General features: G+C 70.4%; 24 protein-coding genes. 5 read left to right on the plus strand and 19 right to left on the minus strand.

From position 1 onward, the window contains the following. Positions 1-150 precede the first annotated feature (150 nt). A complete protein-coding gene (locus VJ693_RS25385; RefSeq protein ID WP_324158928.1) occupies positions 151-1,155 on the plus strand; it encodes a hypothetical protein in 1,005 nt (334 codons plus the stop codon). A 9-nt stretch (positions 1,156-1,164) separates the two neighbouring features. Here VJ693_RS25385 and VJ693_RS25390 read toward each other — a convergent pair whose 3' ends face one another. Next, entirely contained in the window at positions 1,165-1,908 is a 744-nt protein-coding gene (locus VJ693_RS25390) for a Stf0 family sulfotransferase (protein WP_324158929.1), read from the minus strand. Positions 1,909-2,128: 220 nt separating this feature from the next. On the opposite strand from VJ693_RS25390, the gene VJ693_RS25395 reads away from it, so the two are divergent. Further along, a complete protein-coding gene (locus tag VJ693_RS25395; protein WP_324158931.1) occupies positions 2,129-3,094 on the plus strand; it encodes a tRNA dihydrouridine synthase in 966 nt (321 codons plus the stop codon). Between the two features lie 130 nt (positions 3,095-3,224). Then, positions 3,225-5,573: a bifunctional diguanylate cyclase/phosphodiesterase gene (locus tag VJ693_RS25400; protein ID WP_324158932.1), complete on the plus strand. Its 2,349-nt coding sequence runs from the start codon at positions 3,225-3,227 to the stop codon at positions 5,571-5,573. Here VJ693_RS25400 and VJ693_RS25405 read toward each other — a convergent pair whose 3' ends face one another. The 16 genes from VJ693_RS25405 to VJ693_RS25480 all read right to left on the minus strand — a co-directional run bounded on the left by VJ693_RS25405 (position 5,574) and on the right by VJ693_RS25480 (position 22,309). Next, entirely contained in the window at positions 5,574-5,990 is a 417-nt protein-coding gene (locus tag VJ693_RS25405) for a heme-binding protein (protein ID WP_324158933.1), read from the minus strand. It lies immediately after the preceding gene. A 118-nt stretch (positions 5,991-6,108) separates the two neighbouring features. Beyond that, positions 6,109-6,957, minus strand: a complete 849-nt coding sequence (locus VJ693_RS25410; RefSeq protein ID WP_324158934.1) for an alpha/beta hydrolase — start codon at positions 6,955-6,957, stop codon at positions 6,109-6,111. 11 nt (positions 6,958-6,968) lie between these two features. After that, positions 6,969-7,763, minus strand: a complete 795-nt coding sequence (locus VJ693_RS25415; protein ID WP_324158935.1) for a ParA family protein — start codon at positions 7,761-7,763, stop codon at positions 6,969-6,971. Between the two features lie 101 nt (positions 7,764-7,864). Continuing rightward, positions 7,865-8,314 (minus strand): universal stress protein, encoded by a 450-nt coding sequence (locus tag VJ693_RS25420; protein ID WP_324158936.1) that lies wholly within the window; start codon positions 8,312-8,314, stop codon positions 7,865-7,867. Between the two features lie 135 nt (positions 8,315-8,449). Next, the gene (locus VJ693_RS25425; protein ID WP_324158937.1) at positions 8,450-9,148 is read right to left on the minus strand and encodes a TetR/AcrR family transcriptional regulator; all 699 of its coding nucleotides are present in this window, start codon (positions 9,146-9,148) and stop codon (positions 8,450-8,452) included. Further along, positions 9,145-10,422 (minus strand): aspartate aminotransferase family protein, encoded by a 1,278-nt coding sequence (locus VJ693_RS25430; RefSeq protein ID WP_324158938.1) that lies wholly within the window; start codon positions 10,420-10,422, stop codon positions 9,145-9,147. Before VJ693_RS25430 ends, VJ693_RS25425 begins: the two co-directional genes overlap by 4 nt. Positions 10,423-10,550: 128 nt before the next feature. After that, positions 10,551-12,533 carry a serine hydrolase gene (locus tag VJ693_RS25435; protein ID WP_324158939.1) on the minus strand — a complete coding sequence of 661 codons (1,983 nt, stop codon included), beginning with the start codon at positions 12,531-12,533 and terminating at the stop codon, positions 10,551-10,553. 165 nt (positions 12,534-12,698) lie between these two features. Next, positions 12,699-15,584, minus strand: a complete 2,886-nt coding sequence (locus VJ693_RS25440) for a serine/threonine-protein kinase (protein ID WP_324158941.1) — start codon at positions 15,582-15,584, stop codon at positions 12,699-12,701. A gap of 87 nt (positions 15,585-15,671) precedes the next feature. Beyond that, positions 15,672-16,199, minus strand: a complete 528-nt coding sequence (locus VJ693_RS25445) for an ECF-type sigma factor (RefSeq protein WP_324158943.1) — start codon at positions 16,197-16,199, stop codon at positions 15,672-15,674. A gap of 24 nt (positions 16,200-16,223) precedes the next feature. Further along, positions 16,224-17,363, minus strand: coding sequence for an ABC transporter permease (locus tag VJ693_RS25450; protein WP_324158944.1), 1,140 nt, complete (start codon positions 17,361-17,363; stop codon positions 16,224-16,226). 7 nt (positions 17,364-17,370) lie between these two features. Continuing rightward, positions 17,371-18,309: an ABC transporter ATP-binding protein gene (locus VJ693_RS25455; RefSeq protein WP_324158945.1), complete on the minus strand. Its 939-nt coding sequence runs from the start codon at positions 18,307-18,309 to the stop codon at positions 17,371-17,373. Next, positions 18,306-19,295: an HlyD family secretion protein gene (locus VJ693_RS25460; protein WP_324158946.1), complete on the minus strand. Its 990-nt coding sequence runs from the start codon at positions 19,293-19,295 to the stop codon at positions 18,306-18,308. Before VJ693_RS25460 ends, VJ693_RS25455 begins: the two co-directional genes overlap by 4 nt. Positions 19,296-19,306: 11 nt before the next feature. After that, positions 19,307-19,936 carry a TetR/AcrR family transcriptional regulator gene (locus VJ693_RS25465; protein ID WP_324158948.1) on the minus strand — a complete coding sequence of 210 codons (630 nt, stop codon included), beginning with the start codon at positions 19,934-19,936 and terminating at the stop codon, positions 19,307-19,309. A 59-nt stretch (positions 19,937-19,995) separates the two neighbouring features. Further along, positions 19,996-20,259 carry a DUF1488 family protein gene (locus VJ693_RS25470; protein ID WP_324158949.1) on the minus strand — a complete coding sequence of 88 codons (264 nt, stop codon included), beginning with the start codon at positions 20,257-20,259 and terminating at the stop codon, positions 19,996-19,998. Positions 20,260-20,270: 11 nt separating this feature from the next. After that, positions 20,271-21,107, minus strand: a complete 837-nt coding sequence (locus tag VJ693_RS25475; RefSeq protein ID WP_324158950.1) for a hypothetical protein — start codon at positions 21,105-21,107, stop codon at positions 20,271-20,273. 152 nt (positions 21,108-21,259) lie between these two features. Further along, positions 21,260-22,309: an AI-2E family transporter gene (locus VJ693_RS25480; RefSeq protein ID WP_324158951.1), complete on the minus strand. Its 1,050-nt coding sequence runs from the start codon at positions 22,307-22,309 to the stop codon at positions 21,260-21,262. 200 nt (positions 22,310-22,509) lie between these two features. Here VJ693_RS25480 and metX point away from each other — a divergent pair, with 200 nt between their 5' ends. Both metX and metW read left to right on the plus strand, forming a co-directional pair. Next, positions 22,510-23,643, plus strand: a complete 1,134-nt coding sequence (metX, locus tag VJ693_RS25485; protein ID WP_324158953.1) for a homoserine O-succinyltransferase MetX — start codon at positions 22,510-22,512, stop codon at positions 23,641-23,643. Positions 23,644-24,118: 475 nt separating this feature from the next. Beyond that, positions 24,119-24,703, plus strand: a complete 585-nt coding sequence (metW, locus tag VJ693_RS25490) for a methionine biosynthesis protein MetW (RefSeq protein ID WP_324158955.1) — start codon at positions 24,119-24,121, stop codon at positions 24,701-24,703. 3 nt (positions 24,704-24,706) lie between these two features. Here the strand turns inward: metW and nadE are convergent, their stop codons facing one another. After that, a complete protein-coding gene (gene nadE / locus VJ693_RS25495; protein WP_324158956.1) occupies positions 24,707-25,705 on the minus strand; it encodes an NAD(+) synthase in 999 nt (332 codons plus the stop codon). Further along, positions 25,680-25,928: an acyl carrier protein gene (locus VJ693_RS25500; RefSeq protein ID WP_324158958.1), complete on the minus strand. Its 249-nt coding sequence runs from the start codon at positions 25,926-25,928 to the stop codon at positions 25,680-25,682. The genes nadE and VJ693_RS25500 overlap by 26 nt, the downstream gene beginning before the upstream one ends. Position 25,929 lies beyond the last annotated feature (1 nt).

Consider the following 25,929-nt stretch of genomic DNA (forward strand, 5'->3'; position numbering starts at 1 on the left):
GGGCCGCCAGCCCAAGCGCATAAATGCGCCGCTGGCTCATTCGATCATCGGTCGGGAGCAGTGAAGTTCGTGTCCGCCGAGGCATGCAGGGAATACCCTCCTTGCCTGTTCGCGGCTGATGGCGGATGCGGTTGGCCACTGGGGGATGCCATGCTGATTTGCAACAAGCTCATCTTCATCGAGCTGCAGAAGACCGGCTCGACCCACATCAAGCAGTTGCTGCGCGAGTTGGTGGGGGGGGTCAACGACGGCAAGCACAACACGCCCGACGCACGGCTGCTCGGTTGCGGCAAGCCGTTCATCGGCTCGGTGCGCAACCCGTGGCTGTGGTACCTGTCCTTGTGGTCCTACGGCTGCCAGCGCAAGGGCGAGCTCTTCCAGCGGCTGACCAACGAAAAGCGCTGGCAGCGCATGCGTGAAAAGGGCGAGGCGCGGCGGGCGCGCGAAGCCGCCTCAGGCGCCGGCGACGACGACGCGGACCGTCGACTGCCCGCCGACTGGTGCGCCGAGCGCGCCAAGGACTACTGGTACGCCGATCCCGACAACGCCGAAGCCTTTCGCGAGTGGATCCAGGCCGTGTTGGGCCGGCGTGCGCTGCGCCACATGCTGATGGCGGGCTACGGCAAGTCGCCGATCGGCAAGGCGGCCGGCCTGATGACCTATCGCTACTTCAACCTGTTCGTCAACGGAACGGACGCGGCCAGCCCGATGATGAACAACCTGCTGTCGCTGAAGATGCTGGATCGCTCCGGCTGCATCGTCAGCCACTTCATCCGCAACGAATCGCTGGCCCCGGATTTCATCCGCGTCGTGGAGTCCTGCGGCGTCAAGCTGTCGGACGACCAGCGCGAGCACATCCTGTCGGCGCGCAAGGTCAACACGTCGACCCGGCCGCACGGGCCGGACTACTACTACGACGAGGCCAGCATCAAGCTGGTGGCACGGCGCGAGCGGTTCATCATCGACAAGTTCGGCTATCGCGACGCCCGGCCGGCGCTGGCCACGGCAGCGCCGGTGCGGCTGCCTGCCGGGGCCGCTGCGGTCGCCGGCAAGCCGGCAGCGCAGCGGGTGCGCAAGGAGCCGCGGGTGCACAAGGAGCACCGGGTGCCGCGCGCGCAGCGGGCACAGCGCGAGAGCGCCGTCGCCGCGGTGTGAGGTGACGGGTCAGGCGGTCACCGCCAGCCCGTGCTCACGGGCGTAGCGAAGCACCTCGTCGTAGTTGGTGAAGCGGTCTTCCAGCGAGCTTCCGTTCTGGCGCTCGCCGACGCCGGGCGCCGGCTCGGCCAACGCGGGGTCGACACCGAGGAACGCCAGCATCTCGTCGCGCCGCTCGTCGATGGCCTCGGTGGAGATCTCGAACACCTGGTGCCCGACGAGCCGCTGCTTGAGCGTGCCGTAGCGCGTATCCAGCTTGTTGCCGTACATCTCGAAGACGCGGGCCTTGAATTCGATGCGGGTGGTCGGCTCTTCGATGCCCGCCTTGGCACGCGCCTTCTTCTTCTTGCTTCCCCACTCGCCGGTGGTCTTGGCGATCTGCAGCGACGACCATTGCGCGAGGATATCGTCGCGGCGAAGCAGGATCACCCGCCACGACGGGTCGGAGACGATCTGGTCGATGACCCGCGCATCGTGGTGCAGCATCATCTTGAAGCCGAACACGGGCTTCGCATCTTCCCGCTGGGTCCAGGCGGTCATCACGTCTTCGAGATACGCCAGCGGCTCGTTGACGGCCTTGGCCACCGTCTCGGGGGATTTGATGCCCAGCCGGCGCATCGCGCCGCCCCGGGTGTTGAAGATCTCGCCGAGGCACGCGACCTGCGGGTGCGCTTCCAGCGCCCGCACCAGATGCGAGCTGCCCGAGCGCGGCGTGGACATGATCACGTAGCGTTGCGAGGCGGGCATATCCATGAAGGTCTCCTGCTGAAAAACTGCGCCATGGCGCCCTGGGCGGCCCGCGTCGGGCCCGGCACCGCTTGCTCGCGAATCGTAGGCAACCGGGCCGAGGCGCCATACCCCTAACGTGAGGATGGGCGGCCGCCGCGGCGGGCCGGGGCACACGGGGCATTCCGTGCGCATGGTCCAATCCCTGGCCCTGCCGCCACGCTATTGACTCATTTACCCGCCCGCCATGCAACTGCTCCTGGCCCCGATGGAGGGGCTGCTCGATCACCACCTGCGCGATGCGCTGACGCGGGTCGGCGGCATCGACCGCTGCGTCAGCGAGTTCATCCGCGTGACCGGCACGCTGCTGCCCGAGCGCGTGTTCTTCCGCGTGATCCCCGAGCTCGCCCACGGCGGGCGCACGCCGGCCGGCGTGCCGGTGCGGGGCCAGTTGCTGGGCTCGGATCCGGCCTGCCTGGCCGACAACGCGGCGCGGCTCGCATCGCTGGGGCCGACCGGCGTGGACCTGAACTTCGGCTGCCCGGCCAAGATCGTGAACCGGCACGGTGGCGGGGCCGCGCTGCTGGACGACCCCGAATTGCTGCACCGCATCGTTGCCGCCGTGCGGCGCGCGGTGCCGGCGCACCTGCCGGTCTCGGCCAAGATGCGGCTGGGCAACCAGAGTGCGCACCAAGCGGTCGATTGCGCGCGGGCGCTGGCCGAGGGCGGCGCCAGCGAGATCGTCGTGCACGCCCGCACCCGGCGCGACGGTTACCGGCCACCGGCCTACTGGGAGCGCATCGCCGAGTTGCGCACGGCGGTCGAGGTGCCGCTGGTCGCCAATGGCGAGATCTGGAGCGTGGCGGATGCGCTGCGCTGCCGCACCGTGAGCGGCTGCGACAGCCTGATGCTCGGCCGCGGCATGGTGGCCGACCCGGGCCTGGCGCTGGCGTTGCGCGCGGCGGTGGGCGAGCCGGGCTCCGCCTCGAGCGCGGCGACCGCGCTGGACTGGCCACAGCTGCTGACCCTGCTGCGGGCCTTCTGGGCCGGCATCGAGCACCACATCACGCCGCGCCACCGGCCGGGCCGGCTGAAGCAGTGGCTCAACTTCCTGCGCCGGCGCTACCCGGAAGCCGAGCTGGCCTACCAGCGCTGGCGCACGCTGGACGATCCGATCGCGCTGCGTCGCGCGCTGTTCGAGCCCGCGGCCTGACGCACCGCCCGCGCTTCGGCGCACGGTGCGCCGGCGGCACGCAGGTAAACCCTGATACCTCGCCGGATCGGCTTGATTTTCTTCACGAACTGTCGATACAGGACAGGCCCTGCCCGACGGGCCTTCGCTGATGGTTTACGCCCTCCTCACCAATTCGCTGGTCAATGTCATCGTCGGGCTGGCGCTGGTCATGGCCTGGCGCCGCCACCGCGAGCAGGTCTTCCTGCGCGCGCTGGGCGCTGCGACGCTGATCCTCGCCACCGTGCCCCCTGGCTTCCTCTGGTGGAAGGCGGCGAACGGCCCGGCCGCCGTGCCTGCGGCCTTGCTGCTCGCCACGGCGGGCGCAGGCGGCCTGCTGCTGCTCGGTGTCGGCGCGGCCGGGTTGGCACGGCGCAGGCTGTCGCGCCAGCAGGTCACCAGCGCGGCGATGGTGCTGGCCCTGAGCTACCTGGTGATGCTGCCGATCAGCATGCGCCTGGCCCATGCGGTCACGGCCGTGCTGATGCTGATCGTGGGCATGGCGGCGGCGCGCTGGCTGTGGCTGCAGCCGGCCGCCGAGCGCCTGTCCGGCATCCTGCTGGTCCTGCTGGGCCTGAACCAGTTCTGGTTCGTGCTGCTCGGCGAGCCGGCCGCGGCGCTGCAGGCGGCAATCGGCACCGTGCTGCGCGTGGGCCTCGGCCTGTCCTTGCTGTATGCCGCGCTGCGCCGCAGCGGTGAGGCCGCGCAGCGCATGCGCGACCAGTACCTGCGCATGACCGAGAACTCGCACTTCGGCGTCATCGTGATCCAGGACGACGCCGTGCCCTACGCCAACCCGGCGGCGCACCAGATCTATGGCCGGCCGATGGACCACCCGTTCCCGTCCCCCTGGCGCAGCCGCCATGTCAGCGAGCCTGATCGCCAGCGGGCAGCGGCGCGGCATCGCGCCCTGGTCTCGGGCGAGATCGAGCACGCGATGTGGGAGGGGCCGCGCACCCGGCACGACGGGCGCGAGATGTTCCTGCGCTTCGCTGCCTGGCGCATCGAGTGGAATGGCCGACCGGCCGAGCAGGTGGTGGTGATCGACGACACCGAGCACCGCGACACCAGCCAGGCGCTGCTGCACCAGGCGATGCACGACGCGCTGACCGGCCTGCCCAACCGGGTCGCGCTGATCGGCCGCGTCGGCGCGCTGTGCGCCAAGGGCCACCCCTTCGGCCTGCTGCTGATGGACGTGGACCGCTTCAAGCTGTTCAACGAGGCGCACGGCCCTTCCGTGGGCGACCAGGTGCTGTGCGCGCTCGCCGGGGCGCTGCAGCTCGCCGCGCCCGAGCCGGCCGAGCTGATGCGGCTGGGCGAGGACGAGTTCGCGCTGCTGCTGCCGCTGCCCTCGGGCGACGGCGATGCCGAGGCCGCCTCGCTGGCGCTGGCCGGCCAGGTGCGCGAACGGCTGCAGCAACCGCTGGAGCTGCCCGGCCACCGCTTCTACGTCGACATGTCGATCGGCATTGCGCTGCACCCGGCGTCCGGCCGCGAGCCCGAAGGCCTGCTGCGCGCTGCGCAGGCCGCGATGCACGAGGCCAAGCGCCTGCCAGGGCTGTCGATCCGCCTGGCGCAGGCCGGCTTCGAGCGCGGCTCGGGCGCGTCGCTGCAGGCCGAGCAGGCCTTGCGCGCCGGGCTGCACAACGAGGAATTCGTGCTGGTCTACCAGCCCAAGGTCGCGGCGAACGACCACCGGCTGACCGGCTTCGAGGCGCTGGTGCGCTGGCAGCGGCCCGGCGGCGCGCTGGTCAGCCCGGCCGATTTCATCCCGGCCGCCGAGCGCACCGGGCTGATCGGGGCACTCGGCGCGCTGATCCTCGACAAGGCCTGCGCACAGATCGCGGCCTGGCTGGCGGCCGGCGAGCCGATGGTGCCGGTGGCGGTGAACGTTTCGCCGGTGCAACTGCTCGACCCCGACTTTTCCGGCCTGGTGGCGCGCTGCATGGCGTTGCACCGCGTGCCGGCGCAATACCTGACGATCGAGATCACCGAGACGGCGGCGGCGACCCACCTCGACGAGGCGCGCCAGCGCATTGCCGAGCTGGGCGCGCTGGGGCTGGCGGTCGCGCTGGACGACTTCGGCGCCGGCGTGTCGTCGCTCAACATCCTGCGCAGCCTGCCGCTGCAGACGGTCAAGATCGACCGGCTGCTGATCGACCCGATGCCGGCCGCCGATGCGATGGCGGTGGTGCGCGCCGTGTGCCAGCTCGCGCGGGCGCTCAATCTCGCCGTGGTGGCCGAAGGGGTCGAGACGGCCACGCAGGCCGAGGCAGCGCGCGCCGTGGGCTGCGACGAGTTGCAGGGCTACCACTTCGGCCGCCCGTTGCCGCCGGCCGAGGCGCTGGCCTGGCTGCGCCGCACGCAGCCGGTAACGATGCCCCCACGCTCACTTCGTTCTCGGCCCCCCGAGGGGGCGCTCAGTACCTTCGGGCGGCCGGGCGGTACTGAGATGGATTGATCAGGCCCCCGGTGGCACCACCGCGGCGACGCCGGCCCGCGCGATCTGCGCATCCTCGGTCGACTTCACGCCGCTGACGCCGACCGCGCCGATCAGGTGGCCGCCCGAAACGATGGGCACGCCGCCTTCGAGCAGGCCAGCCATGCCGGGCGCGCTGAGGAAGGCCGTGCGGCCCTGGTTGATCATCTCTTCGTACATGCGCGATTCGCGCCGGCCCATCGCCGAGGTGCGCGCCTTGGCCTCGGCCATCTCGGCGCTCATGGCGGGCGCGCCGTCGAGCCGGTACAGGCCGAGCAGGTGGCCGCCGTCATCGACGACGGCGACCGACACCGGCCAGTGGTGCGTCCAGGCCAGCGCGCGGGCGGCGTCGAGGATCTTCAGGACATCGGCGTGGTCGAGACAGGGCTTGGTGTGCATGGTCGAGTCGGCAGGAGGTGACGGGAAGCGCGAAGTATCGCCGTCGCGGCGTGCTCTGGCGCGGCAGGCCGGGCCGGCGTTGAACCGGCTTGAATCTTCCGAAGCCCCGGCGGCCCTCTCAGGCGGCGATGAAACGCCGCAGCGCGGCGAACGCCGCCTCGGGCTCGTCGCGCCAGGCGCCGTGCCCGCTGCCGGGGTAGACCTGCAACTCGACGCGATCGGGCGGCAGCGCGGCGGCGATGTCCGCGCTGTCGGCGGGCGGGCAGACGGGGTCGTGCGCGCCGGCCATCACCAGCACCGGGCAGCGCGCGGCGGCCAGCCCCGGCGCGAGGTCCATCGCCTGCATCTCATGGACGATGAAGTGGCGCAGGATGGCCAGGTGGTAGCGCGCACGGGTGCGGGCGTCGCCGTTCGGCGCCGGGCGCGTGTTGTACAGCGGCAGCACCTCGCGCAGGTAGGCCTCGGTGTTGGCCTCGGTCGGCGCGCGCCAGAAGGCCTCGGCCAGCGCCCGCGCGGCCGGGCCGCCGAGGTGCTCGAAGATCGGCAGCTTGCGGTCGAGGTTGAACGCCGCCGAGGTCGACGACAGGATCACCTTGGCCGGGTGGCCCGGGTGGCGGGCGAGATAACGCTGGGCGACGAAGCCGCCGAAGGACTGGCCGAGCACGATGGGCCGCTCGATGCCCAGTGCGTTGCACAGCCGCACCACGTCGTCGGCCCAGGTGTCGAGCGTCCATTCGCTGTCGGGCCGCGGGTCGCTGCGGCCGTGGCCGCGGTGGTCGTAGGTGACGATCTGGCACAGGTCGGCCAGCTGCGAGAAGGCCGGCTTGAAGCCGCTGTGGTCGAAGCCCGGGCCGCCGTGAAGCAGCAGCAGCGTCGGTTTCTCGCGCATGGCGGGGCCGTCGGGCACCAGGCCGAAACCGTCGATGTCGACGAACAGGCGCACGCCCGGGGTGATCTCGATACGCATGGGGCGTGATGCTAGCGGGCCTTGCGCTTGCCCGGCCGGGCGGCATCGAGTGCCGCGTGCAAGGCCACGAACTCCTGCGTCAGCTTGTGCCGCGCGTCGAGGTGGATCATCGGCAGCGCACGCTCGTGCGACTCCTTGACCTTGACGCTCGCGCCGAGGTAGGGCTCGAGCACCGGCAGGCCCTCGTCGACCAGCTCCTGCACAGTCCGCTGCGGCAGGTTGGCGCGCGGCTGGAACTGGTTGACGATGATGCCTTCGACCTTCAGCGCCGGGTTGTGGTCGGCCTGGATCTCCTGCACGTTCTCCATCAGCGCGTACAGCGCGCGGCGCGAGAAATCGTCGCAATCGAACGGGATCAGGCAGCCCTCGGCGGCGATCAGCGCCGAGCGGGTGTAGAAGTTCAGGGCCGGCGGCGTGTCGATCCAGATCGCGTCGTAGTCGCCATCGAGCGCGGCCAGTGCATCGCGCAGCTTGTAGATCTTGTAGCGCGACTCGAGCTTGCCGTGAAGCTCCTCGAGGGCCGGCTGCGAGGGCAGCAGGTGCAGGCCCTCGAACGGCGTTTCGACAATGTAGTCGTCGGTGGTCTTCGGCCGCACGCTGAACTTCAGCGTCTGCTCGAAGAAGTCGGCCGCACCGGCTTCGATGTCTTCGGCCGACGCCCCGAGCAGGTAGCGCGTCGAGTTGCCCTGCGGGTCCAGGTCGACGACCAGCGTGCGCCGGCCCTCGATGGCGCCGATCGCGGCGAGGTTGCAGGTGATCGTCGACTTGCCGACGCCGCCTTTCTGGTTGAACACGACACGACGCATGGCCGGGCTCCGGGAGATGACACGGGAGCCTCGATTGTGCACTGCAGCACCATGCCGGATCCTGACGGAAACCGGCACCGCTGCTGCGCCGCGTCAAACGATCACGGGGTGCCGGCCCGCCACACCAGCACCGGCACCTCGCTGTGCGCCAGCACCCGCTGGGTCTCGCTGCCGAGCAGCAGGCTGACCAGCCCGCGCTTGCCGTGCGAGGCCATCACGATCAGGTCGCAGCCCAGGCGGCGGGCGGCCTTGCAGATGGCGTCGTGCGGGTGGTCGCTCAACTCGGCGATGGTGGCGCATTCGACCTTGGCCTCGTCGGCCGTGCGGCGCACGAAATCGAGGTAGCGCTGGGCGTGGGCCTGGGCATCCTGCGCGAAGTGGTCGTGCGATTCGTCGATCGCGGCGGCGCGGTAGCTCAGCAGGTGGAACTCGGGCATCACGTGGATGGCGGTCACGCGCGCGCCGTGCTGGCGCGCCAGCTCGATGCCGTTGAAGACGGCGATCTCGGACAGGCGGGAGCCGTCGGTCGGCAGCAGGATGTGCTTGAACATCATGATGTGCACTCCGATCGGGACGCCGGGCACGCCGTGGGCTGTGCGCCTCTCGTATTCCCCATCCACCGACCGGGCCCGGCAGGCGGGCGGTCGAAGTTCATCATAGGCTCGGGTCACCCCGGCCACAAGCGCTCAACCCCGGGCCTGGGCGATGCGCTGCGCGAGCCCGGCGATGACGACTTCGACGTAGGCCGCGAAACTGCGCGCCATAGGCCGCCGGTCGCCGGGCGTCCAGCGCAGGATGAACGAGCGGTCGGCCAGGCGCGGCAGGTGGCGCGCGAGCGCCGGGTAGTCCGCTGCGGGAATGTCGCGCACGCGCTGCTGCAGGTCCTCGGCCCACCCTTCGGGGTCCTCGGCGGGCAGCGGGGCGAGCTCGAGCGTGGCGAAGCCGCACAGCGCAACGACCACCGTGTTGTAGAGCTCGACGATCGCCTCGTCCGGGCAGCCGGCCTGCGCGAGCGCCTGCAGGATGCCCTCGACCAGCGCGAAGTCCAGGCTGGCGTTGGACAGCATCTGCGCACCGACGAGCTGGGCCAGGTGCGGGTGGCGGCGCATCGCCTGGCGGTAGCGCGTGAACAGCTCGCGCAGCCAGCGTTGCCAATCGCCGGGCCGCGGCGGCGGCACGACGGGGCGCAGCGCGTGTGCACAGGCGGCGGCCAGCAGTTCGTTGCGGCTGCGGAAGTACCAGTAGACGGCCGTCGGGTAGACACCCAGCGCACGCGCGACGTCGCGCAGGCTGAAGCGCTCGAGCCCGCGCTCGGCCAGTTGCGCCAGTGCCGCTTCGACGATGTGTTCGGCGCTCAGCCCGGGCCGCGCGGCTTTCCTTGTCACAGCGAGTCGACGAAGCGCTCGACGGCGGCGGCGAAACCATCGAGATCGCCGTCGGTCAGCGGCAGCGACAGGCTGATGAAGCCGCGCCGGGCAATGTAGAAGCCGTGCTCGAGCAGGTGGAAGAAGAAGGCATCGCGCAGCGGCTGGCCATCGGTGGGCAGGTCGTCGACGCTGCGGATCGGCGCGGCCGTGGCGTGCAGGTTCATCAGCGAGCCCAGGCCGGTGAACTGCAGCGGCGCGCCTTGGGCGCGGCACAGCGCGTTGAGCCGCTCGCGCAGCGCGTCGCCGCGAGCATTCAGCACAGTCGCCGCCGCGGGCGTGTAGACCTGGCTCAGGGCCGCGATGCCGGCCGACATCGTCAGCACGTTGTTGTTGAAGGTGCCGGCGTGCGGCAGGTGGCCGGGCCGGCGTGGGTCGAACAGGGCCATCACGTCGGCGCGCCCGCCGAACGCGCCGAAGGACATGCCGCCGCCGATGTACTTGCCGAGGGTGGTCAGGTCGGGCGTGATGCCGAGCAGCGCCTGGCGGCCGCCGGGCGCCAGCCGCGAGGTCATCACCTCGTCGAAGATCAGCAGGGCGCCGGCGGCGCGGGTGGCCTCGCGCAGGCCGCGCAGGAAAGCCGGCTCGCCGGGGATGCAGCCGCCCGCACCCTGCATCGGCTCGACCAGCACCGCCGCCAGCTCGGCGGCGTGCGCGGCCATCAGCGCCTGCGCGCCGGCCAGGTCGTTGTAGCGGCCGACGACGAAGTCGTGCGGCACGTTGACGGGTGAGCCGCCGCCGGCGAAGGTCAGCAGCCCGCCGTGGTAGCCGCCCTTGAAGACGAGGATCTTGCGGCGCCCGGTGTAGGCGGTGGCGGCGGCCAGGGCCATCAGGTTGGCCTCGGTGCCGGAATTGGTGAAGCGCAGCAGTTGCATCGACGGGACGCGCGCGCTGACGAGGTCGGCCAGCCGGCTTTCCAGCAGGTTGTGGCCGCCGAGGTTCAGCCCGGCGTCGAGCGCGGTGTCGATTGCGGCGCGGATCACCGGGTTCGAGTGGCCGTGGAGGCCGGCGGTGAACTCGCCGAGCAGGTCGGTGTAGACGTGGCCATCGGCGTCCCACAGCCGGGCGCCTTCGCCCCTGGTGAACGCGAGCGGGAAGGGCTCGTGGAACAGCACCGAGCGCGTGTTGCCGCCGGGCAGGTGGGCACACGCGGCTTCGTGCTGGCGCGCGCTGGCCGGATGGCTGGCGATGTAGGCGCTGCGCAGGGCAGCCAGGCGGTCGGTCGGTGTCGTCATGTCCTGCTCCCGGGGGGTTCAGCCGGTTTCATTGTACGGTGTACAAGAAACCGGCCACCAACGAAAAAAGCGCCCGGCGGTGGGCCGGGCGCAGGTCGCGGGAGCAGTTCAGTTCAAGCGATCGCGGATCACCATGTCTTCAGCGCCTCGCGGATCTCGTCGCGGTACAGCTCGTTGGCGGCGTTGCTGTAGGCATTGGTGTAGCTGGTGTCGATCGGGCACTCGGTGCCCGCCGTGTTCCAGTCTTCCCAGCAGGTCACCGGCGTGTCGGAGATCAGGCGGCCGAAGACATAGTCCCGGTAGCCCTGGACACCGCGGGTGTAGATCGGGAAGCGGATCAGGCCCGTGCCGGAGCGGACGATCACCATCGTGCCGCAGCCGCCGTTGGCGTCCGGCAGGCAGGTGTCGTAGCTGCCACCCTTGCCCCAGCTGCGCACCAGCGAGCCGAACTGCGCCGCGATCGCCGACTTGCCCTGCTTGGCGGCTTCGTCGTTGATGATGGCCTGCAGCGAGGCGCTCACGCCGCTGCCCGGGTTGGCCGACTCCAGGAACTCGTCACGCGCGGAGTTCGTGTTGGTCAGCAGCGTCTGGTTCCACACGCCCTCGTAGATGTGCGCCAGGTCGGCCGCGGTGGTGTCGTTGCGGCGGGTCGCCGGGTCGTACTTCTGGGTCGACAGGTTCCAGTAGGCGCAGCCGATGTTGTGGCGCAGCGTGGTGCCGGTCATCTTCGAGGCCGAGGCCGTGTTGTTGAACGGCGTGAAGGTGCCGCCGTAGCGCAGCACGGTGCCGCGCGTCGTGCGGTTGTCGGAGATCGACATCATCTGGTCCAGGCCGGTTTCGAAGTTGTAGTTGAAGCGGGCGTTGGCGGCGATCTCCTTGGACGGATCGGGGCAGGCGTCCTTGCCCTTGCTCATGTCGTACTCGTAGTAGGTGAAGGCCGAGGGCAGCGTGTCCAGTCCCGCCTCGACCTGCTTCATCGAGTGCAGCAGATGCAGCGACTTCAGCGAGCTGGCGGTCTCGGCGCGGCGGGTGCTGTTCAGGTCGACCTTGATCGCGCCGTTGACCTGCTTCAGATAGGACTCGAAGATGCCCTTGGTCGGGTTGCCGCTGGCGTCGAGGAAGGTCTGGCCGAGCAGATCCCGCATGCGGCGCGTCGAGGCGTTGGCGTTGTCGATGAAGACGGCGTCGTAGCGGCGCACGCCGTTCGAGACGTAGGTCGTGATGTCGATCGGGCGCGAGGCGACCTGCAGGCCGTAGTTGTTCAGGTCGGCCATCGACGCGAAACCGTACTGGTACCACCAGGCGGAGTTGTCGGTGCCGGTGTTCTTCACCTGGATGAAGTTGTAGGTGCCGTCGGCCTGGCGCTCGAGCTTGACGATGCGGCCCTGGAAGGAGCTGACCTTGCTGGCGATCGAGGCGGGCGACTGGTTCAGCCACCACTGCCAGCTCTTCGCGTCGGCGCCGGTGTTGGCGACGAAGGCTGCCGAGTACTTCTTGACGCCGCCTTCGGTGTAGCTGTCGATGTCGATCATGCGGTGGCCGGAGTTCGCGATGTGGTCGCTGATCTGCGCCGAGCTCACGCCCATCAGGTAGCTCCAGGCACGCGCCGCACCGGCGGTGTTGGACACCATCACCACCGCGAAGCGGATCACGCCGCCGCCGATGTCGTAGGGCTCGACCTCGATCAGGCGGCCGTTGTTGGCGTTGACGTAGGACGTGACCTGCGCGGCGGTCAGGCCGTAATACCACCACCAGCCCGGCACGGCGTAGGCGCCGCTGTTCTTGACCATGCGCACGGTGAAGCGGGGCACGCCGTTGCTCACCGAATAGACCTCGATGTCGGTCAGGCGGGCGCCGTTGTTGTTGATGTAGGTGCCGATCTGGTCGGCGCTGACGTTGGTGTAGGTCCACCAGGCCGTCGGTGCATTGACCGAGTGGTCGTCGGTCAGCGCGTTGGTGTCCAGCGCCTCGACTTGCATCATGTCGTCGGCGCTGTCCATCATCATCGGCTCGTCGGCGCGGGCGCCACCGTGCAGCATCAGGCCGGCGGCAGCGGCGAGGGCGGCGAGCAGCAGCGTGGGGCGGGGCTGGCGGGCGAAACGGGTCTTCATCGATATCTCCAGGGGGTTGTCGTCGGGTTGCACCTTGAAGTGCCGGACCGTTCTTTTCGATCGGCCCTACCCAACAATTCGTGCCCCGCTCCCCAGACCGGACATCCGCATCCCCCCATGGATAGGGGAATGGCAGGCCCCCCAGATGGGGGATAGGGAGAAAGTTCAGAAGACGAAGAACAGCGGCTGCGGTGCGTCGGCGCCGCTGAGCTGGCGGTAGCGGGCGCGCGCTTCGCGCTCCTGCTGGTCGGCCTCGGCGCCGCGGCCCGTCGCGCGCAGCCACTGCGCGCGCACCAACGCGGCGAGCTGGTGCTCGGGATGCGGCGTGGTGTGGGCCTCGCGCAGCAGGGCCTCGGCGTCGGCGATCAGCGGCTCGGCGCGGCCGGGCTGCCTGGCGGTCAGCCAGGCGAGCGCGGTGTTGAGCTCGCCGCGCGCCACGCCGATGCGGCCCAGCGCGCCCAGCGATGCGCCCGACTGTCGCCAGGCTTCGGTCGCGGCCTCGGCCGCGGCCGCCGCTTCGGCCCCGCGCCCGAGCGCATTGAGCGCGCCGGCACGCAGCATCAGCGTGGCGGCGTGGCGGGTGTCCTTCTGGCCGGCCGCATCTTCCTGGGCGACGAGCTGGTCGAACCACAGCAGCGCCTCGGCGGGCTTGCCGTTGAGCACCAGCGCGGTGGCCAGCCGCCGCGCCAGCCCGCGCACCTCGGAGGCCGACAGCGTCGACTTGGGCGCTTGGGCGAGCCGCACCGATTCGCGCGCGGCGGCCTCGGCCTCGGCCAGCCGGCCGGTGCGGTCCAGCGTCATGACCTGGAACGACAGGTTCAGCGCGGTCTCGCTGTCCTCGGCGCCGTAGAAGCGGCGCGAGCGCTCGACGTTGGCAGCGAACACCTCGTTGGCGCGGCGGAAGTCGCCGGCGTCGAGGTAGTTCATGCCCAGCGTGCGGCTGGCCTGGATCGACAGCGAGTTGTTCGGGCCGGCCAGCCGATCCAGCTCGGCGATCGCCCGTTCGAGCGTGCGCGCGGCGTCGGTGTACTGGCGCAGCTGCCACTGGGTGTAGCCGATGTCGGCGCGCAGCGCGGCCGCGCCCAGGCCTTCGGCGCGCCAATCCTGGTCGAGCAGGGGTTGCAGCGCGCGCAGCGCTTCGGCCGCCTCGGCCTGCCGGCCCTGGCTGGCCAGCGAGGTGGCGATCTTGGTGCGGACGCTGGCGGCCTCGAAGCTGTCGGCGCCGTGCAGGCGCGTGATGGCCGGCAGCGCAGCCTGCAGGACCTGGCGGCCCTCGGCGAAGCGGGTCAGGTCCATCAGGTTGTCGGCGGTGGCGGTCTGCAGGTCGATCCAGGCCTGCGGGCGCTCGGTGGCGTGTTGCTGCAGTGCAGGCCGGGCCTGGGCGAGCGTGGCCAACGAGACTTCGTGGCGGCCGAGCGAGGTCTGCACCCGGGCCAGCTCCAGCAGCGCTTCGGCGTGCTCGGGGCTGCCCTGGCCGTGCGTGCGCAGCGCGAGGTCGCGCCGGGCCTCGGCCAGCGGCAGTGCGCGCTTGCCGTCGCCGAGCTTCATGTAGATGTCGGCCAGCACGCCGCTCAGGGCCGCGTTCAGCTCGGGCTCGCCGCCAAGCTTGGCCTGCAGGTCGCGTTCGCCGCGCGCCATCAGGTCGCGCACGGTCAGCTCGCGGCCCTGGGCGCGAGCCGGGTCGGCTTCGTTGAACAGGCCGACGAGGAAATCCTGCACCGCCTGTGTGCGCAGGCTTTCCCGCCGGGCGACCGCGGCCTGGTCCAGCGCGACGGCCAGGCCGGCCAGCATGCCCGCGGTGGCCAGGCCCGCGGCCGCGACCGGCAGCTTGTGGCGCTGCGCGAACTTGCGCGAGCGGTACCACCAGCTGCCCGGGTGGGCGTGCACCGGGCGGTTGCGCAGCCAGCGCTTCAGGTCCTGGTGGAAGGCCTCGGCCGAGGGGTAGCGCTCGGCGGGGTTCTTGCGCAGGGCCATCAGCGCAATGTTGTCGAGGTCGCCGCGCAGCTGCCGGCGCAGCACCGCGGGCCGGGCCGCGCGCTGGGCCGCGGCGCTCTCGGTGGTGGGCGTGCGGCTGGGCTTGGTCGGGTCGACGCCGAGGATGGCGTCTTCCAGCGCGCCGCGGGTGTCGCGCGGCAGCCGGTAGGGGCGCTGGCCGGTGCACAGCTCGTAGAACACGACGCCGAGCGAGTACACGTCGGATGCGGTGCCGATCGGCTGGTGGGCGATCTGCTCCGGCGAGGCGTAGTCGGGGGTCATGGGCGCGTGGCCCCATTCGGTCGCGGCGGCATCACGCGGCGAGTCGGCATCGTCCAGCAGCGTCGCGATGCCGAAGTCGAGCAGCCGGACCTGGCCATCGTTCGTGACGAAAATGTTCGACGGCTTCAGGTCGCGGTGCACCACCAGCCGGGCGTGCGCGTACTGCACGGCCTCGAGCACCTGCAGGAAGAGGTCGACGCGCGCGCGCAGCGGCAGCTGCTTCTCGTCGCACCAGGTGGTGATTGGCTGGCCCTCGACGTACTCCAGCGCCAGGTAGGGCTGCCCCTGATCGGTGACGCCGGCGTCGTACAGGCGGGCGATGTGCGGGTGCTCCAGCGTCGCGAGGATGTCGCGCTCGCGCTCGAAGCGGTGCGCCAGCGCGGGCTGCTGCAGCATGCCGGCATGCGGCAGTTTCAGCGCGACCGCGCGCTGCAGCGTGCCGTCGACCCGCTCGGCCAGCCACACCGCGCCCATGCCGCCGTGGCCCAGCGGGCGCAGCAGGCAGTACGGGCCGACCTGGCGCAGCCGGGTCTCTGCCTCGGCCAGGCGCTGCTGGGCGGCGGTGCTGGCCAGCTGGGGCAGGGCGTCGAGCAGGCCCAGCGGGCCGGGGTCGTTCGTGGTTTCGCCGCGCTCCTCGGTCGCGGCATCTTCCAGCAGCGCTTCGAGCCGCGGGCGCAGCGTGGCATCGGCGGGGCCGAGGCTGGCCAGCCAGGCGGCGCGCTGGTCGTGCGGCAGGTCGAGCGCCACGTCCAGCAGCTCGGACAGGCGGGCCAGTTCGTCGCGTGCCAGGCTCATCGGTGCACCCTTGGGCCTTCGGCCCTGTCCCTCCGGGAGGGAATTCGCCCCTTCGGGCGGCCGTGCGGGGCTCATGGCCGACCGCGCCTACTGGAGAACGGCCTTGAGCAGCAGGCGTGCCTTCTGCCAGTCGCGCCGCACGGTGCGGTCGGTGATGCCCAGCGCCTGCGCGATCGAGATCTCGTCGAGCCCGGCGAAGCAGCGCATCTCGACGATGCGGGCCAGCCGGTCGTCGACTTGGGCCAGCTCCTCGATCGCATCGTGGATGCGCACGACATCGTCGTCCCTGACCGACACCGACTCGGCGACGTCGGTGTTCAGCGTGACGTGGAGGTGGTCGCCTCCGCGCCGGTCGGCGTGGCGCTGGCGGACGAAATCGATCACGACGAAGCGCATGACCCGGGCCGCGTAGGCCAGGAACTGCCCTTGGGTCATACCCCCCAGGTCGCTCTGGTGCTGGAAGCGCAGGTAGGACTCGTGCACCAGCGCGGTGGTGTCGAGCATCGTGATGTTCTCGCTGCGCCGCAGGCGGGAGCTCGCCAGGCGGCGCAGGTCCTGGTACATCTGCCGGAACAACTCGTCGGGGGTGTCCGGTGCCGGGGCGTTCGGGTCCATAAGGCGGGCGAGTATGCCCCCGATTCAGTCCAGCGTCTGCCGGTAGCGTTTCAGGGCCACCGCGCCGGCCACGGCGAGGAAGGCCAGCATCGGCCACAGCTCGGGCAGCAGATCGACCGCGCCGTTGCCCTTGAGCAGGATGCCGCGCACGATGCGCAGGAAGTGGGTCAGGGGCAGCACCTCGCCGAGCGACTGTGCCCAGCCCGGCATGCCGCGGAACGGGAACATGAAGCCCGACAGCAGCATCGACGGCAGGAAGAAGAAGAAGGTCGCCTGCAGCGCCTGCAACTGGTTCTTGGCCAGCGTCGAGAAAGTAAAGCCCACCGCCAGGTTGGCCAGCATGAACACGCCGATCATCGCCATCAGCAGCGGGAAGCTGCCGACCATCGGCACCTCGAACAGCAGCGCCGCGGCGCCGAGGATCACGCCGAGCTGGATGTAGCCGATCACGATGTAGGGCAGGATCTTGCCGAGCATCACCTCGAACGGCCGCACCGGCGTGGCCAGCAGGTTCTCCATCGTGCCGCGCTCGCGCTCGCGGGTCATCGCCAGGCCGGTCAGCATGACCATCGTCATCGTCAGGATGGTGCCGATCAGGCCCGGCACGATGTTGTAGCGCGACAGACCCTCAGGGTTGTAGCGGCGGTGGATGCGGATCTCGTAAGGCGTGGCCTCGGGCTGCCGCGCGCGCAGCGGGCCGTCCAGGTCGTGCCGCAGGGCCAATGGGGCGACGGCGCCGAGCGCGGCCAGCGCGTTGCTGGCCGCCGAGGGGTCGGTCGCGTCGACGCTGACCAGCAGCGCCGGCGCCTCGCCGCGCACGACCCGGCGCGTGAACTCGGGCGGCACCACGACCAGGAACTGCACCTCGCCGCGCTCGAGCAGCAGGTCGCCCTCGGCCTCACTGGCGGGCCGGTGGGTGATGCGGAAGTAGCCGGTGTTCTGCAGGCTCGCGGTGAGGCTGCGGGCGAGCACGCCGTTGTCGGCGCTGACCAGGGCCGTGGGCAGTCCCTTGGGATCGGTGTTGATCGCGTAGCCGAACAGCACGAGCTGGAGGATGGGCACGCCGACCGCCATCGCGAAGGTCGGCCGATCGCGCAGCATCTGCTGGAATTCCTTCAGGAACACCGCGAAGGTGCGCGCCCAGGAGAAGCGGCTGCTCGGCATGGCGCGGTCAGGCGAAGTTGTCCGGCGCGCGGCCGATCAGGCTGATGAAGACGTCTTCGAGGTTCGCCTCGGCGCGCGTCCAGCGCAGGCCGGGCCGGTCGCGGAAGGCGCCGATGGCGGCCTCGACGAGCGCGGCATCCTGCCCGGCCACGTGCACCGCGCTGCCGAAGGCGGCCACGCTGAGCACGCCGGGCGCGGCCTTCAGCGGCTCGAGCAGGGCGCTGAGCGTGGCGGGGTCGCCTTCGGCCTGCACCGCCCAGACGGCCAGGCCCGCCTGGTCGATGATCTCGCGCTCGGTGCCGCGCGCGAGCAGCTTGCCGTAGGCGATGTAGGCCAGCTCGTGGCAGCGCTCGGCCTCGTCCATGTAGTGGGTCGAGACGAGCACTGTGATGCCCTCGGCGGCGAGGCGGTGGATCTCGTCCCAGAAGTCGCGCCGGGCCTTGGGGTCGACGCCGGCGGTGGGCTCGTCCAGCAGCAGCAGTCGCGGCTCGTGCAGCAGGCAGGCGGCCAGCGCGAGGCGCTGCTTCCAGCCGCCCGAGAGCGAGCCGGCCAACTGCTGCGCGCGAGAGGCCAGGCCCAGGCGCTGCAGTGCCTCGTCGACCCGTCGCGGCCGCTCGGGCAGCTCGAACAGCCGCGCCACGAAATCCAGGTTCTGCCGGATCGACAGGTCTTCGTACAGGCCGAACCTCTGCGTCATGTAGCCGACCTGGCGCTTGATCGCCAGCGCGTCGCGCTTCAGGTCCAGCCCGAGGCAGCGGCCCTCGCCGGCGTCGGGTGTCAACAGCCCGCAGAGCATGCGGATGGTGGTCGTCTTGCCGCTGCCGTTGGGGCCGAGGAAGCCGCAGATGCGGCCGGTGCCGAGTTGCAGGGCGACGTCATCGACGACCGCGCGCCCGTCGTAGCGCTTGGTCAGGCCCCTGACGTCGATGGCGAGGTCGCCGTTCATTTCCTTGGGGCGGATGCGGCGGGCTGCACGTCCAGCGGCTGCCCCGGATGCAGCCTGGCCGCGTCGGCCGGCGCGGGCCGCGCCTCCACCAGGAAGACGAGCTTGGCGCGCTGGGTGTTGGAGTAGATCACCGGCGGCGTGTACTCCGGCTGCGTGGCGATGCGGGTGATGCGCGCGCCAATCGGCGCGCCGCAGCCGTCGCAGTGCAGGCTCACCGGCTGGCCGAGTGCCAGGCCGCCGAGCTCGCCCTCGGACACGTAGAAGCGGGCCTTGCGTGCCTCGGGCGGCAGCAGCGCGAGCACCGGCTGGCCGGCGGGCACGTACTCGCCGGCACGCCAGAAGGTGTCGCTGATCAGCCCGGCGGCCGGCGCGGTCTGCAGCGCCTGCTGTTCGCGCCACTGCAGTTGGCGCTGGGCCTGCTGCGCCGCCTCGACCTGCGCGGCGGCGCTGGCGCGCTCGTCCACGCGCGCCGGCAGGCTGGCGACCCGCAAGCTGGCCTCGAGTTCGGCCACGCGGTCCTGCGCCTGCTTGCGCGCGGTGGTGGCATCGTCCAGGCGCGATTGGCTCACGAAATCTTGCGCCACCAGCGCCTGCTGGCGCACCCAGTCGGCCTGCGCGCGTTGGGCCAGGGCGCGGGCCTGGTCCAGTTGGGCGCGGATGACGGCGATCTCCTCGTCGCGCCGGCCCTTGGCGGCGTTGTCCGCCTGGGCCTGCGCGGCACGCACACGCGCGTCGGCCTCGGCGCGCGCCGCCTGGTTGCTGGTGGCGTCGAGCGTGAACAGCGGTGCACCGGCCGCGACCATCTGGCCCGCCTGCACCGACAAGGTGACCAGCGTGCCGGCCACGGGGGCGGCGATGTACACGTAGTCGCCCTCCACATAGCCGGACCAACCGGTGGCCGGCGGTGGTTGGCAGCCGCTCAGCATGGACAGCGCGATCAGCCCGGCCACCAGCGGGGCAGGACGAGGGACGCGAGGGCGAGTCATGGGCAAGTCTTTCAGCGCCCGGTGCCGGCGGGGCGCAGCGCCTGCAGCGCGAGGGTGATGCGTTGTGCAATGGCGGCGTCGTCCAGCACCTGCGTTTCGGCCTGGCCGGCCGGTGCGGCGCCGACGGCGACCATCGCGGGCACGGCCAGCAAGGGCGCGACCACCGACCCCATCAGGAAGGCAAAGCGCTGCATCGGCGGCAGCGGGCGCAACTCGCCCGCCTGCTCGGCCTCGGCGCCCAGCGCCATCAGCAGGCCCAGGTGCCGCGGGGCATTGGCCCGAACGAACTCGTGCACCGCCGCCTCGCCGTTGGCCGCGTCGATGGCCAGCCGGCTCACCAGTGCGCGGTGCTCGCGCACGAAGCAGGCCAGGTTGAACAGCGCCGCACGCAGCCGTTCGACGGGCGCGCCCTGGCGGGCCGCGTCGGCCGACAGGCTGGTGAACATCTGCTCATACAGCTGCTGCAACAGCTCGCGCAGGAAGGCCGCCTTGCTGCCGAAGTGGTAGTGGAACATCGCCGGGTTGACGCCGGCATGTTCGGCCACACCCCGGACCGACAGGCCCGAACAGCCCAGCTCGGGCAGCAGCGCGAGGCCGCTGCGCAAGAGCGCCTGGTCGATGCCTTGGGAAGGACGGGCCATGGAACATTATTGGGCGGCCGACCAATAATGGCAAGTGCCCCGCAGGCGGCCGGCCTCGATCAGGTCGAGGGCTCGGTGCGCAGGTCGTATTCGCGCAGCATCACGGGCTCCCGCGAGCCTGCGGCGACGCGGCGCCGCACGGCATCGTGGATCTCCCGCTCATGGGCCTGGTAGGTCTCCAGCGGGTCTTCCCCTTCGGCCTGGGGGCGAAAGCGGTGATGAAGGGTGCGCCGGCTGATGATGGCGCCCACCCAGTCCGCGCCGATGGGCACCCAGAAACGAACGCTGTCGGACTCGGCATGCAGGAACGGCGCCTCGCTCATGGTGATCGGGGCTACTGTGGATTGTCCTTGCCGCGCTCGAGATCCTTGGCTTCCTGCCGCTTGTCCTTCGCGAGCGCCTTTTCGTCGGCGCGTGTTTGCTGCTCGGCGCTGCGGTTCTCCACGCGTGCGGCCTTGCGCTGCTCACGCTGCGAGCCAGCTTCGCCCGGGGGCCCGGTCATGGGCACCTGAGCCCGCGGGCTGGCCTGCGGGGCCGGCTTGGCGGTGCCTGCGGAGCTGGGGGCGGCCGGTTGGCCGCGCCGCTCGAAGGCTTGCTGGGTGACCGGGTCGTGCGGTTGGTAGCGGTACTTCTCGCTGCGGATCGAGTGCTGCTGCTCCAGCTCGCGCGGGTAGCGGTCGCCACTGTAGGTGCGCTGGTAGGTCGGCAAGGGTGCCATCACGGGGCGCTCGCGGCGATCCCAGCGATCCCAGCCGGGACGGCGGGCCTCCCAGTCACGGCCCCAGTGCTCGCCCCAGCGTGGTGGCCGGGTCGAGGCCCAGCCGCGGAAGTAGATCGGGGGCTGGCGGTAGTAGCGAACCGGCACCCGCAGCACGAACAGCGGAACGGCGATGGGATCCGCGGACTGCCACGGTCCGTTGTACCAGGTGCTCTGGTACCAGATGTCGTCGCGATAGACCCAATACAGGCCATCGTAGAAGAAGTAGTTCGCGTTGGCAGTCGGGGCGTAGTAGACCGGGTAGCCAGGAACGGGCACCAGGTGCGGGTAGGCCGGCATGTTGATGCCGATGTTGACCCCGGGCACGCTGATGCCGATGCCGACGCTGATGGCCGCCTGGGTGGGAGCCAACGTACCCAGCAAGAGGGGCAGGGCGAGAAGAAGGGAGCGCATGTTGGTGTCCTGTGGAGGAGGTGGCGTATGGCCCAATGTGCGCGACGACCTGTGCGCCTGTCGGTGCGCTACCGTACACACGGCTGCTGGGGCCGCCGGGGCATTTCTCAACCCGCTCTTCCGCGTGCGCGTGCGCGTGCGCTGCCGTACGGCTACGGCGCTCGGCCCGAAGGGGGATCCGTCCACAGGCGCAGCAGCGTCAAGCCCACCGCCAGCATCGGCGGGCCGATGAAGACGCCGATGAAGCCGTAGGCGACGATGCCGCCGAACACGCCGAGCAGGATCAGCAACAGCGGCAGGCTGCTGGCACGGCTGATCAGGTAGGGCTTGATGAAGTTGTCGATGCTGCTGATGGCGAACAGGCCCCAGACGACCATGAAGATGCCCCAGCCGAGCGACCCCTGGACGAAGAGCCAGATCGCGGCGCCGCCCCAGACCAGCGGCGGGCCGATCGGCACCATCGAGAGCAGAAAGGTGGCCGCCGCCAGCGCCAGCGCGCCGGGCACGCCGGCAATCACGAAGCCGAGCAGGGCGACCGCTGCCTGGGCCAGCGCGGTGCCGAAGATGCCGTGCACCACCCCGATGACGGTGCCGTTGATCGTGCCCAGCAGCGTCTCGCCCAGGTCGCCGGCCAGCTTGGCGAGAATCGCCCGCGCCGATTGCACCAGCAACTCGCCGTCGCGGTAGAAGAAGAAGCCGACCAGGGTGGCGAAGGCCAGTTGCAGCAGGCTGGCACCGATCGCCTTGCCCGCGCCCAGCACGACGATGCGCGCCGGCTCGAACAGGCTCTTGAGCAGCGCGTTGAGCTCCTCGCGGCTGGCCGCCAGCTTGTGCCAGTACTCGTCGAGCGATTTGCCGACCAGCGGGAAGTCCTTCAGCCAATCGGGCGGCATCACCGGGCCGCGGTCCAGCAGGCTGCGCGCGCCGTCGAACAGGGCGGCCGCGTCGTCGGCCAGGCTCAGCGCGAGCAGGGTCGACGGACCGATCACCAGCACGACGAGCAGCAGCGTCATCAGCAGGGCCGCCAAGGCCGCGCGGCCGCCGACCGCATCGAGGACCCGGCGGTACAGCGGCCAGCTCGCCGTGCAGGCGACGGCGGCGAACAGGATGGCCGGGATGAACGGGTGCAGGACCTGGTAGCAACCGACCACGACGGCGATGATCGCGGCCAGCCGGGCGTAATGCTGCAAGCTGTGGTTCACGAGGTTCTGCCCTTCCTTCTGCCCTTCCGGGTCTGCTTCGGCCGGGCTATTGCAGCACAGCCTGCTAGACTTCTGGCTGACAGCGCCGATTTGATCCTGATTGCGGGCGCTCTACCAAATGCAGCTAAAGAGGCGTCCAACCGGCCCGGTGTTCGCATTCTTTGAGCGGCACCGGGTTTTTCGTTGGAGGCCTTGATTCCATGAAGTCGGTTGGCTTCGTCGCCCCGCAGACCATGCATTTCGCCGAGGCGTTGCCGCTGCAAAGCGGCGCGCATCTGGCCGATTACACGCTGGTCTACGAGACCTACGGCACGCTCAATGCCGAGCGCAGCAATGCGGTGCTGGTGTGTCATGCGCTGAACGCTTCGCACCATGTGGCGGGCGACTACGCCGACCAGCCGAACAGCACCGGCTGGTGGGACAACCTGGTCGGCCCCGGCAAGCCGCTGGACACCGAGCGCTTCTTCGTGATCGGCGTCAACAACCCGGGCTCGTGCTTCGGCTCGACCGGGCCGATGCACACCAACCCGGCGACCGGCCGGCCCTACGGCGCCGACTTCCCGGTGGTGACGGTCGAGGACTGGGTCGACGCGCAGGCCCGGCTGATCGAGCGGCTGGGCATCACGCAGCTGGCCGCGGTGGTCGGCGGCAGCCTGGGCGGCATGCAGGCCCTGGCCTGGACGCTGCGCTACCCGGCGCGCGTCCGCCACTGCGTGGCGGTGGCCACGGCGCCCAACCTGTCCGCGCAGAACATCGCGTTCAACGAGGTGGCTCGCCGCGCGATCGTGACCGACCCTGATTTCCATGGTGGCCACTTCTACGCGCATGGCGTCGTGCCCAAGCGCGGGCTGCGGGTGGCCCGCATGATCGGCCACATCACCTACCTGAGCGACGATTCGATGGAAGCCAAGTTCGGCCGCGAGCTGCGCGAGGCCGAGCTGGGCTACAGCACGCAGGACATCGAGTTCCAGATCGAGAGCTACCTGCGCTACCAGGGCGACAAGTTCAGCGAGTACTTCGACGCCAACACCTACCTGCTGATCACCCGCGCGCTGGACTACTTCGACCCGGCGCGGGCCACCGGCGACGATCTGGCGGCCGCCTTCAAGCCGGCGCGCGGCAACAAGTTCCTCGTGGTCAGTTTCACCACCGACTGGCGCTTCTCGCCGGCGCGCTCGCGCGAGATCGTCAAGGCGCTGGTCGACAACAAGGTCGACGTGAGCTACGCCGAGATCGACGCGCCGCACGGCCACGACGCTTTCCTGCTGGAGGACCCGCGCTATCACGGGATGATGCGGGCGTATTTCGATCGGGTGGCGGCGGAGGTGGGGTGATGACGCCTGCGCATGCGGCTGTTGGCGCGCGGCCGGGGGCCGGCAGGCGGAGGGGCTCATTGACCGGCGCCCTCGGCTGCGCCGAGGGTTCCCTCCAGTGCTCGGCTTCGTGGCCGCCGTCGAACTCACTCCGCTCACTGCGTTCGCTGTGCTCGAACAATCGTCGGCGAGTCAGTCTACGAGGCTCGCTGCGCTCGCTGCCACGAAGCCTGTGCGCTTCGGCGCCTCGAAATCGCCCCACCGCCTGCCGGCCCCCGGCCGATTCCATCGTTGGAGTGGTGGCAGCGAGCCTCGTAAACAAACTCACTGGCGATTGTTCGAGCACAGCGAACGCCAGTGAGCGAAGCGAGTTCGACAGTGGTCACAAGCCCGAGCATCGCAGGGCACCCTCGGCGCAGCCGAGGGCGCGGACTCATGAGCCCAAGCGGGTATCGGTTCCCAGCCCTCGCCATCACCAGCATGCCGAAGTCAAGACATGAGCGAACGAAAAGACCTTGAAGTCATTGCCAGCCTGGTGCCGCCCGGCTCGCGTGTGCTGGACCTCGGCTGCGGCACCGGCGAACTGCTTGCCTACCTGAAGCAGACCCGGCAATGCGCCGGCTACGGCGTCGAGCTGGACGATGCGAACCTGCTGGCCTGCGCCAAGCGCGGGGTCAACGTGATCCAGCTGAACCTCGAAGAGGGCCTGAAGCTCTTCGACGACCAGAGTTTCGACGTGGTGCTGCAGCTCGAGACCCTGCAACACCTGCGCAATGCCGAGAACATGCTGCGCGAGACGGCGCGCGTGGGCCGCATCGGCATCGTCAGCTTCCCGAACTTCGCCCACTGGCCGAACCGCATGTCGGTGCTGCGCGGCCGCATGCCGGTGACCCGCGCGCTGCCCTACGAGTGGTACGACACGCCGAACATCCGCGTCGGCACCTACAAGGACTTCGAGGTGCTGGCCCGCAAGAACGGGCTGGACATCCTCGACAGCTTCGGGCTGCAGCGCGGCGAGGTGTGCCGCCGCTGGCCCAACCTGATGGCCAGCGTGGCCGTCTTCAAGTTCGAACGCAGCTGAGCCCTACGCACCGACCTCTTCGACCGGCTCGACGAGCACCGGCCGGGCGTGCAGGTACTGCGTCGCGTGGCGCTTGGCCTCGATGTCGGCGTAGACGAAGCCCGCCTGCTCGGGGCTGAGGCCCAGCACCGGTGCCAGCTCGGCAGCGGGCACCCGATGGTTGTGGGCCCACAGCGCCAGGTCCATCTGCGCATAGGGCAGCGCGAAGTAGAACTCGTCCTGACCCTGGGGCAGGCTGTAGGTGTCGGTCGTCGGCGTCGACGAGCAGACCGACTCCGGCAGCCCAAGGTGGCGCGCGAGCGCATAGACCTGCGTCTTGTACAGGTGCGCGATCGGTTTCAGGTCGGCCGCCCCGTCGCCGTTCTTGACGAAGAAGCCCTGGTCGTACTCGAGCCGGTTCGGCGTGCCGATCACCGCGTAGTGCAGGCGGTCGGCGTGGTGGTACTCCAGCGCCTTGCGCACCCGCTGCTTGTGGTTGGTGGCGGCCACGAGCTGCAGGTACTGGCGCGGCGGCAGGCGGGCCTGCGAGAGCGTGCCGTCGGGCGACTGCACGACGAGGCGGAAGAAGTTGACGCCGCCGGTGCGGCCGCCGGCAATCACGATCTTGTCCTTCCAGCCCTCGCCATAGGCCGGGAAGAGCGTGCGGATCGCCTCGTCGCGCGAGCGGTAGCAGCCCAGCGCCTCGAGCGCCGGCGCGATGTCGACCGTCTCGTGCGCGATGCCGAGCTGCCGCGCGACCTCGCCGCCGCGCTCGCCGCTCTCGCCGGATGAATCGCGCTCCGGCATCTGCAGGCCATACACGCGGTCCTTGCCCAATGCCGCCACGGCCAGCGCGGCGCAGACCGAGCTGTCCACCCCGCCCGACAGGCCGACGACGACGCCGCGCCGGTGCAGCCGGTGGGCCAGGGTGTCGACCATCCAGGCGCGGATGCGATCGACCTCGGCGGCGCAGTCCAGCGCCATCCACTGGGCCGGGTCAGGCCTGAAGCTTGTGGCGCACATAGGCTTCGATCCGGTCCAGGCTGCCGAGGTTGTCGGGCACCATCTCGTCGTCTTCGACGGTGAAGCCGCATTCGTCCTCGATGAAGGCGATCAGCTCCAGGAAGCCGGTCGAGTCGACGATGCGGTGTTCGATCAGCGAGTCACCGTCAGCGAAGGCCGTGCTGCCGCCCATCAGGATGCTGTCCTCGATGTAGCGGCGCACGAGCGTCTTGATGTCCTTCAAA

Source organism: Ideonella sp., from assembly GCF_035254525.1.
Taxonomy (GTDB): Bacteria; Pseudomonadota; Gammaproteobacteria; order Burkholderiales; family Burkholderiaceae_C; genus Ideonella.

What these genes read in the sequence shown, in the direction of transcription:
- VJ693_RS25385 (WP_324158928.1), top strand. Translation starts at nt 151, where the DNA reads ATGCTGATTTGCAACAAGCTCATCTTCATCGAGCTGCAGAAGACCGGC.
- VJ693_RS25390 (WP_324158929.1), bottom strand. Translation starts at nt 1,908, where the DNA reads ATGGATATGCCCGCCTCGCAACGCTACGTGATCATGTCCACGCCGCGC.
- VJ693_RS25395 (WP_324158931.1), top strand. Translation starts at nt 2,129, where the DNA reads ATGCAACTGCTCCTGGCCCCGATGGAGGGGCTGCTCGATCACCACCTG.
- VJ693_RS25400 (WP_324158932.1), top strand. Translation starts at nt 3,225, where the DNA reads ATGGTTTACGCCCTCCTCACCAATTCGCTGGTCAATGTCATCGTCGGG.
- VJ693_RS25405 (WP_324158933.1), bottom strand. Translation starts at nt 5,990, where the DNA reads ATGCACACCAAGCCCTGTCTCGACCACGCCGATGTCCTGAAGATCCTC.
- VJ693_RS25410 (WP_324158934.1), bottom strand. Translation starts at nt 6,957, where the DNA reads ATGCGTATCGAGATCACCCCGGGCGTGCGCCTGTTCGTCGACATCGAC.
- VJ693_RS25415 (WP_324158935.1), bottom strand. Translation starts at nt 7,763, where the DNA reads ATGCGTCGTGTCGTGTTCAACCAGAAAGGCGGCGTCGGCAAGTCGACG.
- VJ693_RS25420 (WP_324158936.1), bottom strand. Translation starts at nt 8,314, where the DNA reads ATGTTCAAGCACATCCTGCTGCCGACCGACGGCTCCCGCCTGTCCGAG.
- VJ693_RS25430 (WP_324158938.1), bottom strand. Translation starts at nt 10,422, where the DNA reads ATGACGACACCGACCGACCGCCTGGCTGCCCTGCGCAGCGCCTACATC.
- VJ693_RS25435 (WP_324158939.1), bottom strand. Translation starts at nt 12,533, where the DNA reads ATGAAGACCCGTTTCGCCCGCCAGCCCCGCCCCACGCTGCTGCTCGCC.
- VJ693_RS25440 (WP_324158941.1), bottom strand. Translation starts at nt 15,584, where the DNA reads ATGAGCCTGGCACGCGACGAACTGGCCCGCCTGTCCGAGCTGCTGGAC.
- VJ693_RS25445 (WP_324158943.1), bottom strand. Translation starts at nt 16,199, where the DNA reads ATGGACCCGAACGCCCCGGCACCGGACACCCCCGACGAGTTGTTCCGG.
- VJ693_RS25450 (WP_324158944.1), bottom strand. Translation starts at nt 17,363, where the DNA reads ATGCCGAGCAGCCGCTTCTCCTGGGCGCGCACCTTCGCGGTGTTCCTG.
- VJ693_RS25455 (WP_324158945.1), bottom strand. Translation starts at nt 18,309, where the DNA reads ATGAACGGCGACCTCGCCATCGACGTCAGGGGCCTGACCAAGCGCTAC.
- VJ693_RS25460 (WP_324158946.1), bottom strand. Translation starts at nt 19,295, where the DNA reads ATGACTCGCCCTCGCGTCCCTCGTCCTGCCCCGCTGGTGGCCGGGCTG.
- VJ693_RS25465 (WP_324158948.1), bottom strand. Translation starts at nt 19,936, where the DNA reads ATGGCCCGTCCTTCCCAAGGCATCGACCAGGCGCTCTTGCGCAGCGGC.
- VJ693_RS25470 (WP_324158949.1), bottom strand. Translation starts at nt 20,259, where the DNA reads ATGAGCGAGGCGCCGTTCCTGCATGCCGAGTCCGACAGCGTTCGTTTC.
- VJ693_RS25475 (WP_324158950.1), bottom strand. Translation starts at nt 21,107, where the DNA reads ATGCGCTCCCTTCTTCTCGCCCTGCCCCTCTTGCTGGGTACGTTGGCT.
- metX (WP_324158953.1), top strand. Translation starts at nt 22,510, where the DNA reads ATGAAGTCGGTTGGCTTCGTCGCCCCGCAGACCATGCATTTCGCCGAG.
- metW (WP_324158955.1), top strand. Translation starts at nt 24,119, where the DNA reads ATGAGCGAACGAAAAGACCTTGAAGTCATTGCCAGCCTGGTGCCGCCC.
- nadE (WP_324158956.1), bottom strand. Translation starts at nt 25,705, where the DNA reads ATGTGCGCCACAAGCTTCAGGCCTGACCCGGCCCAGTGGATGGCGCTG.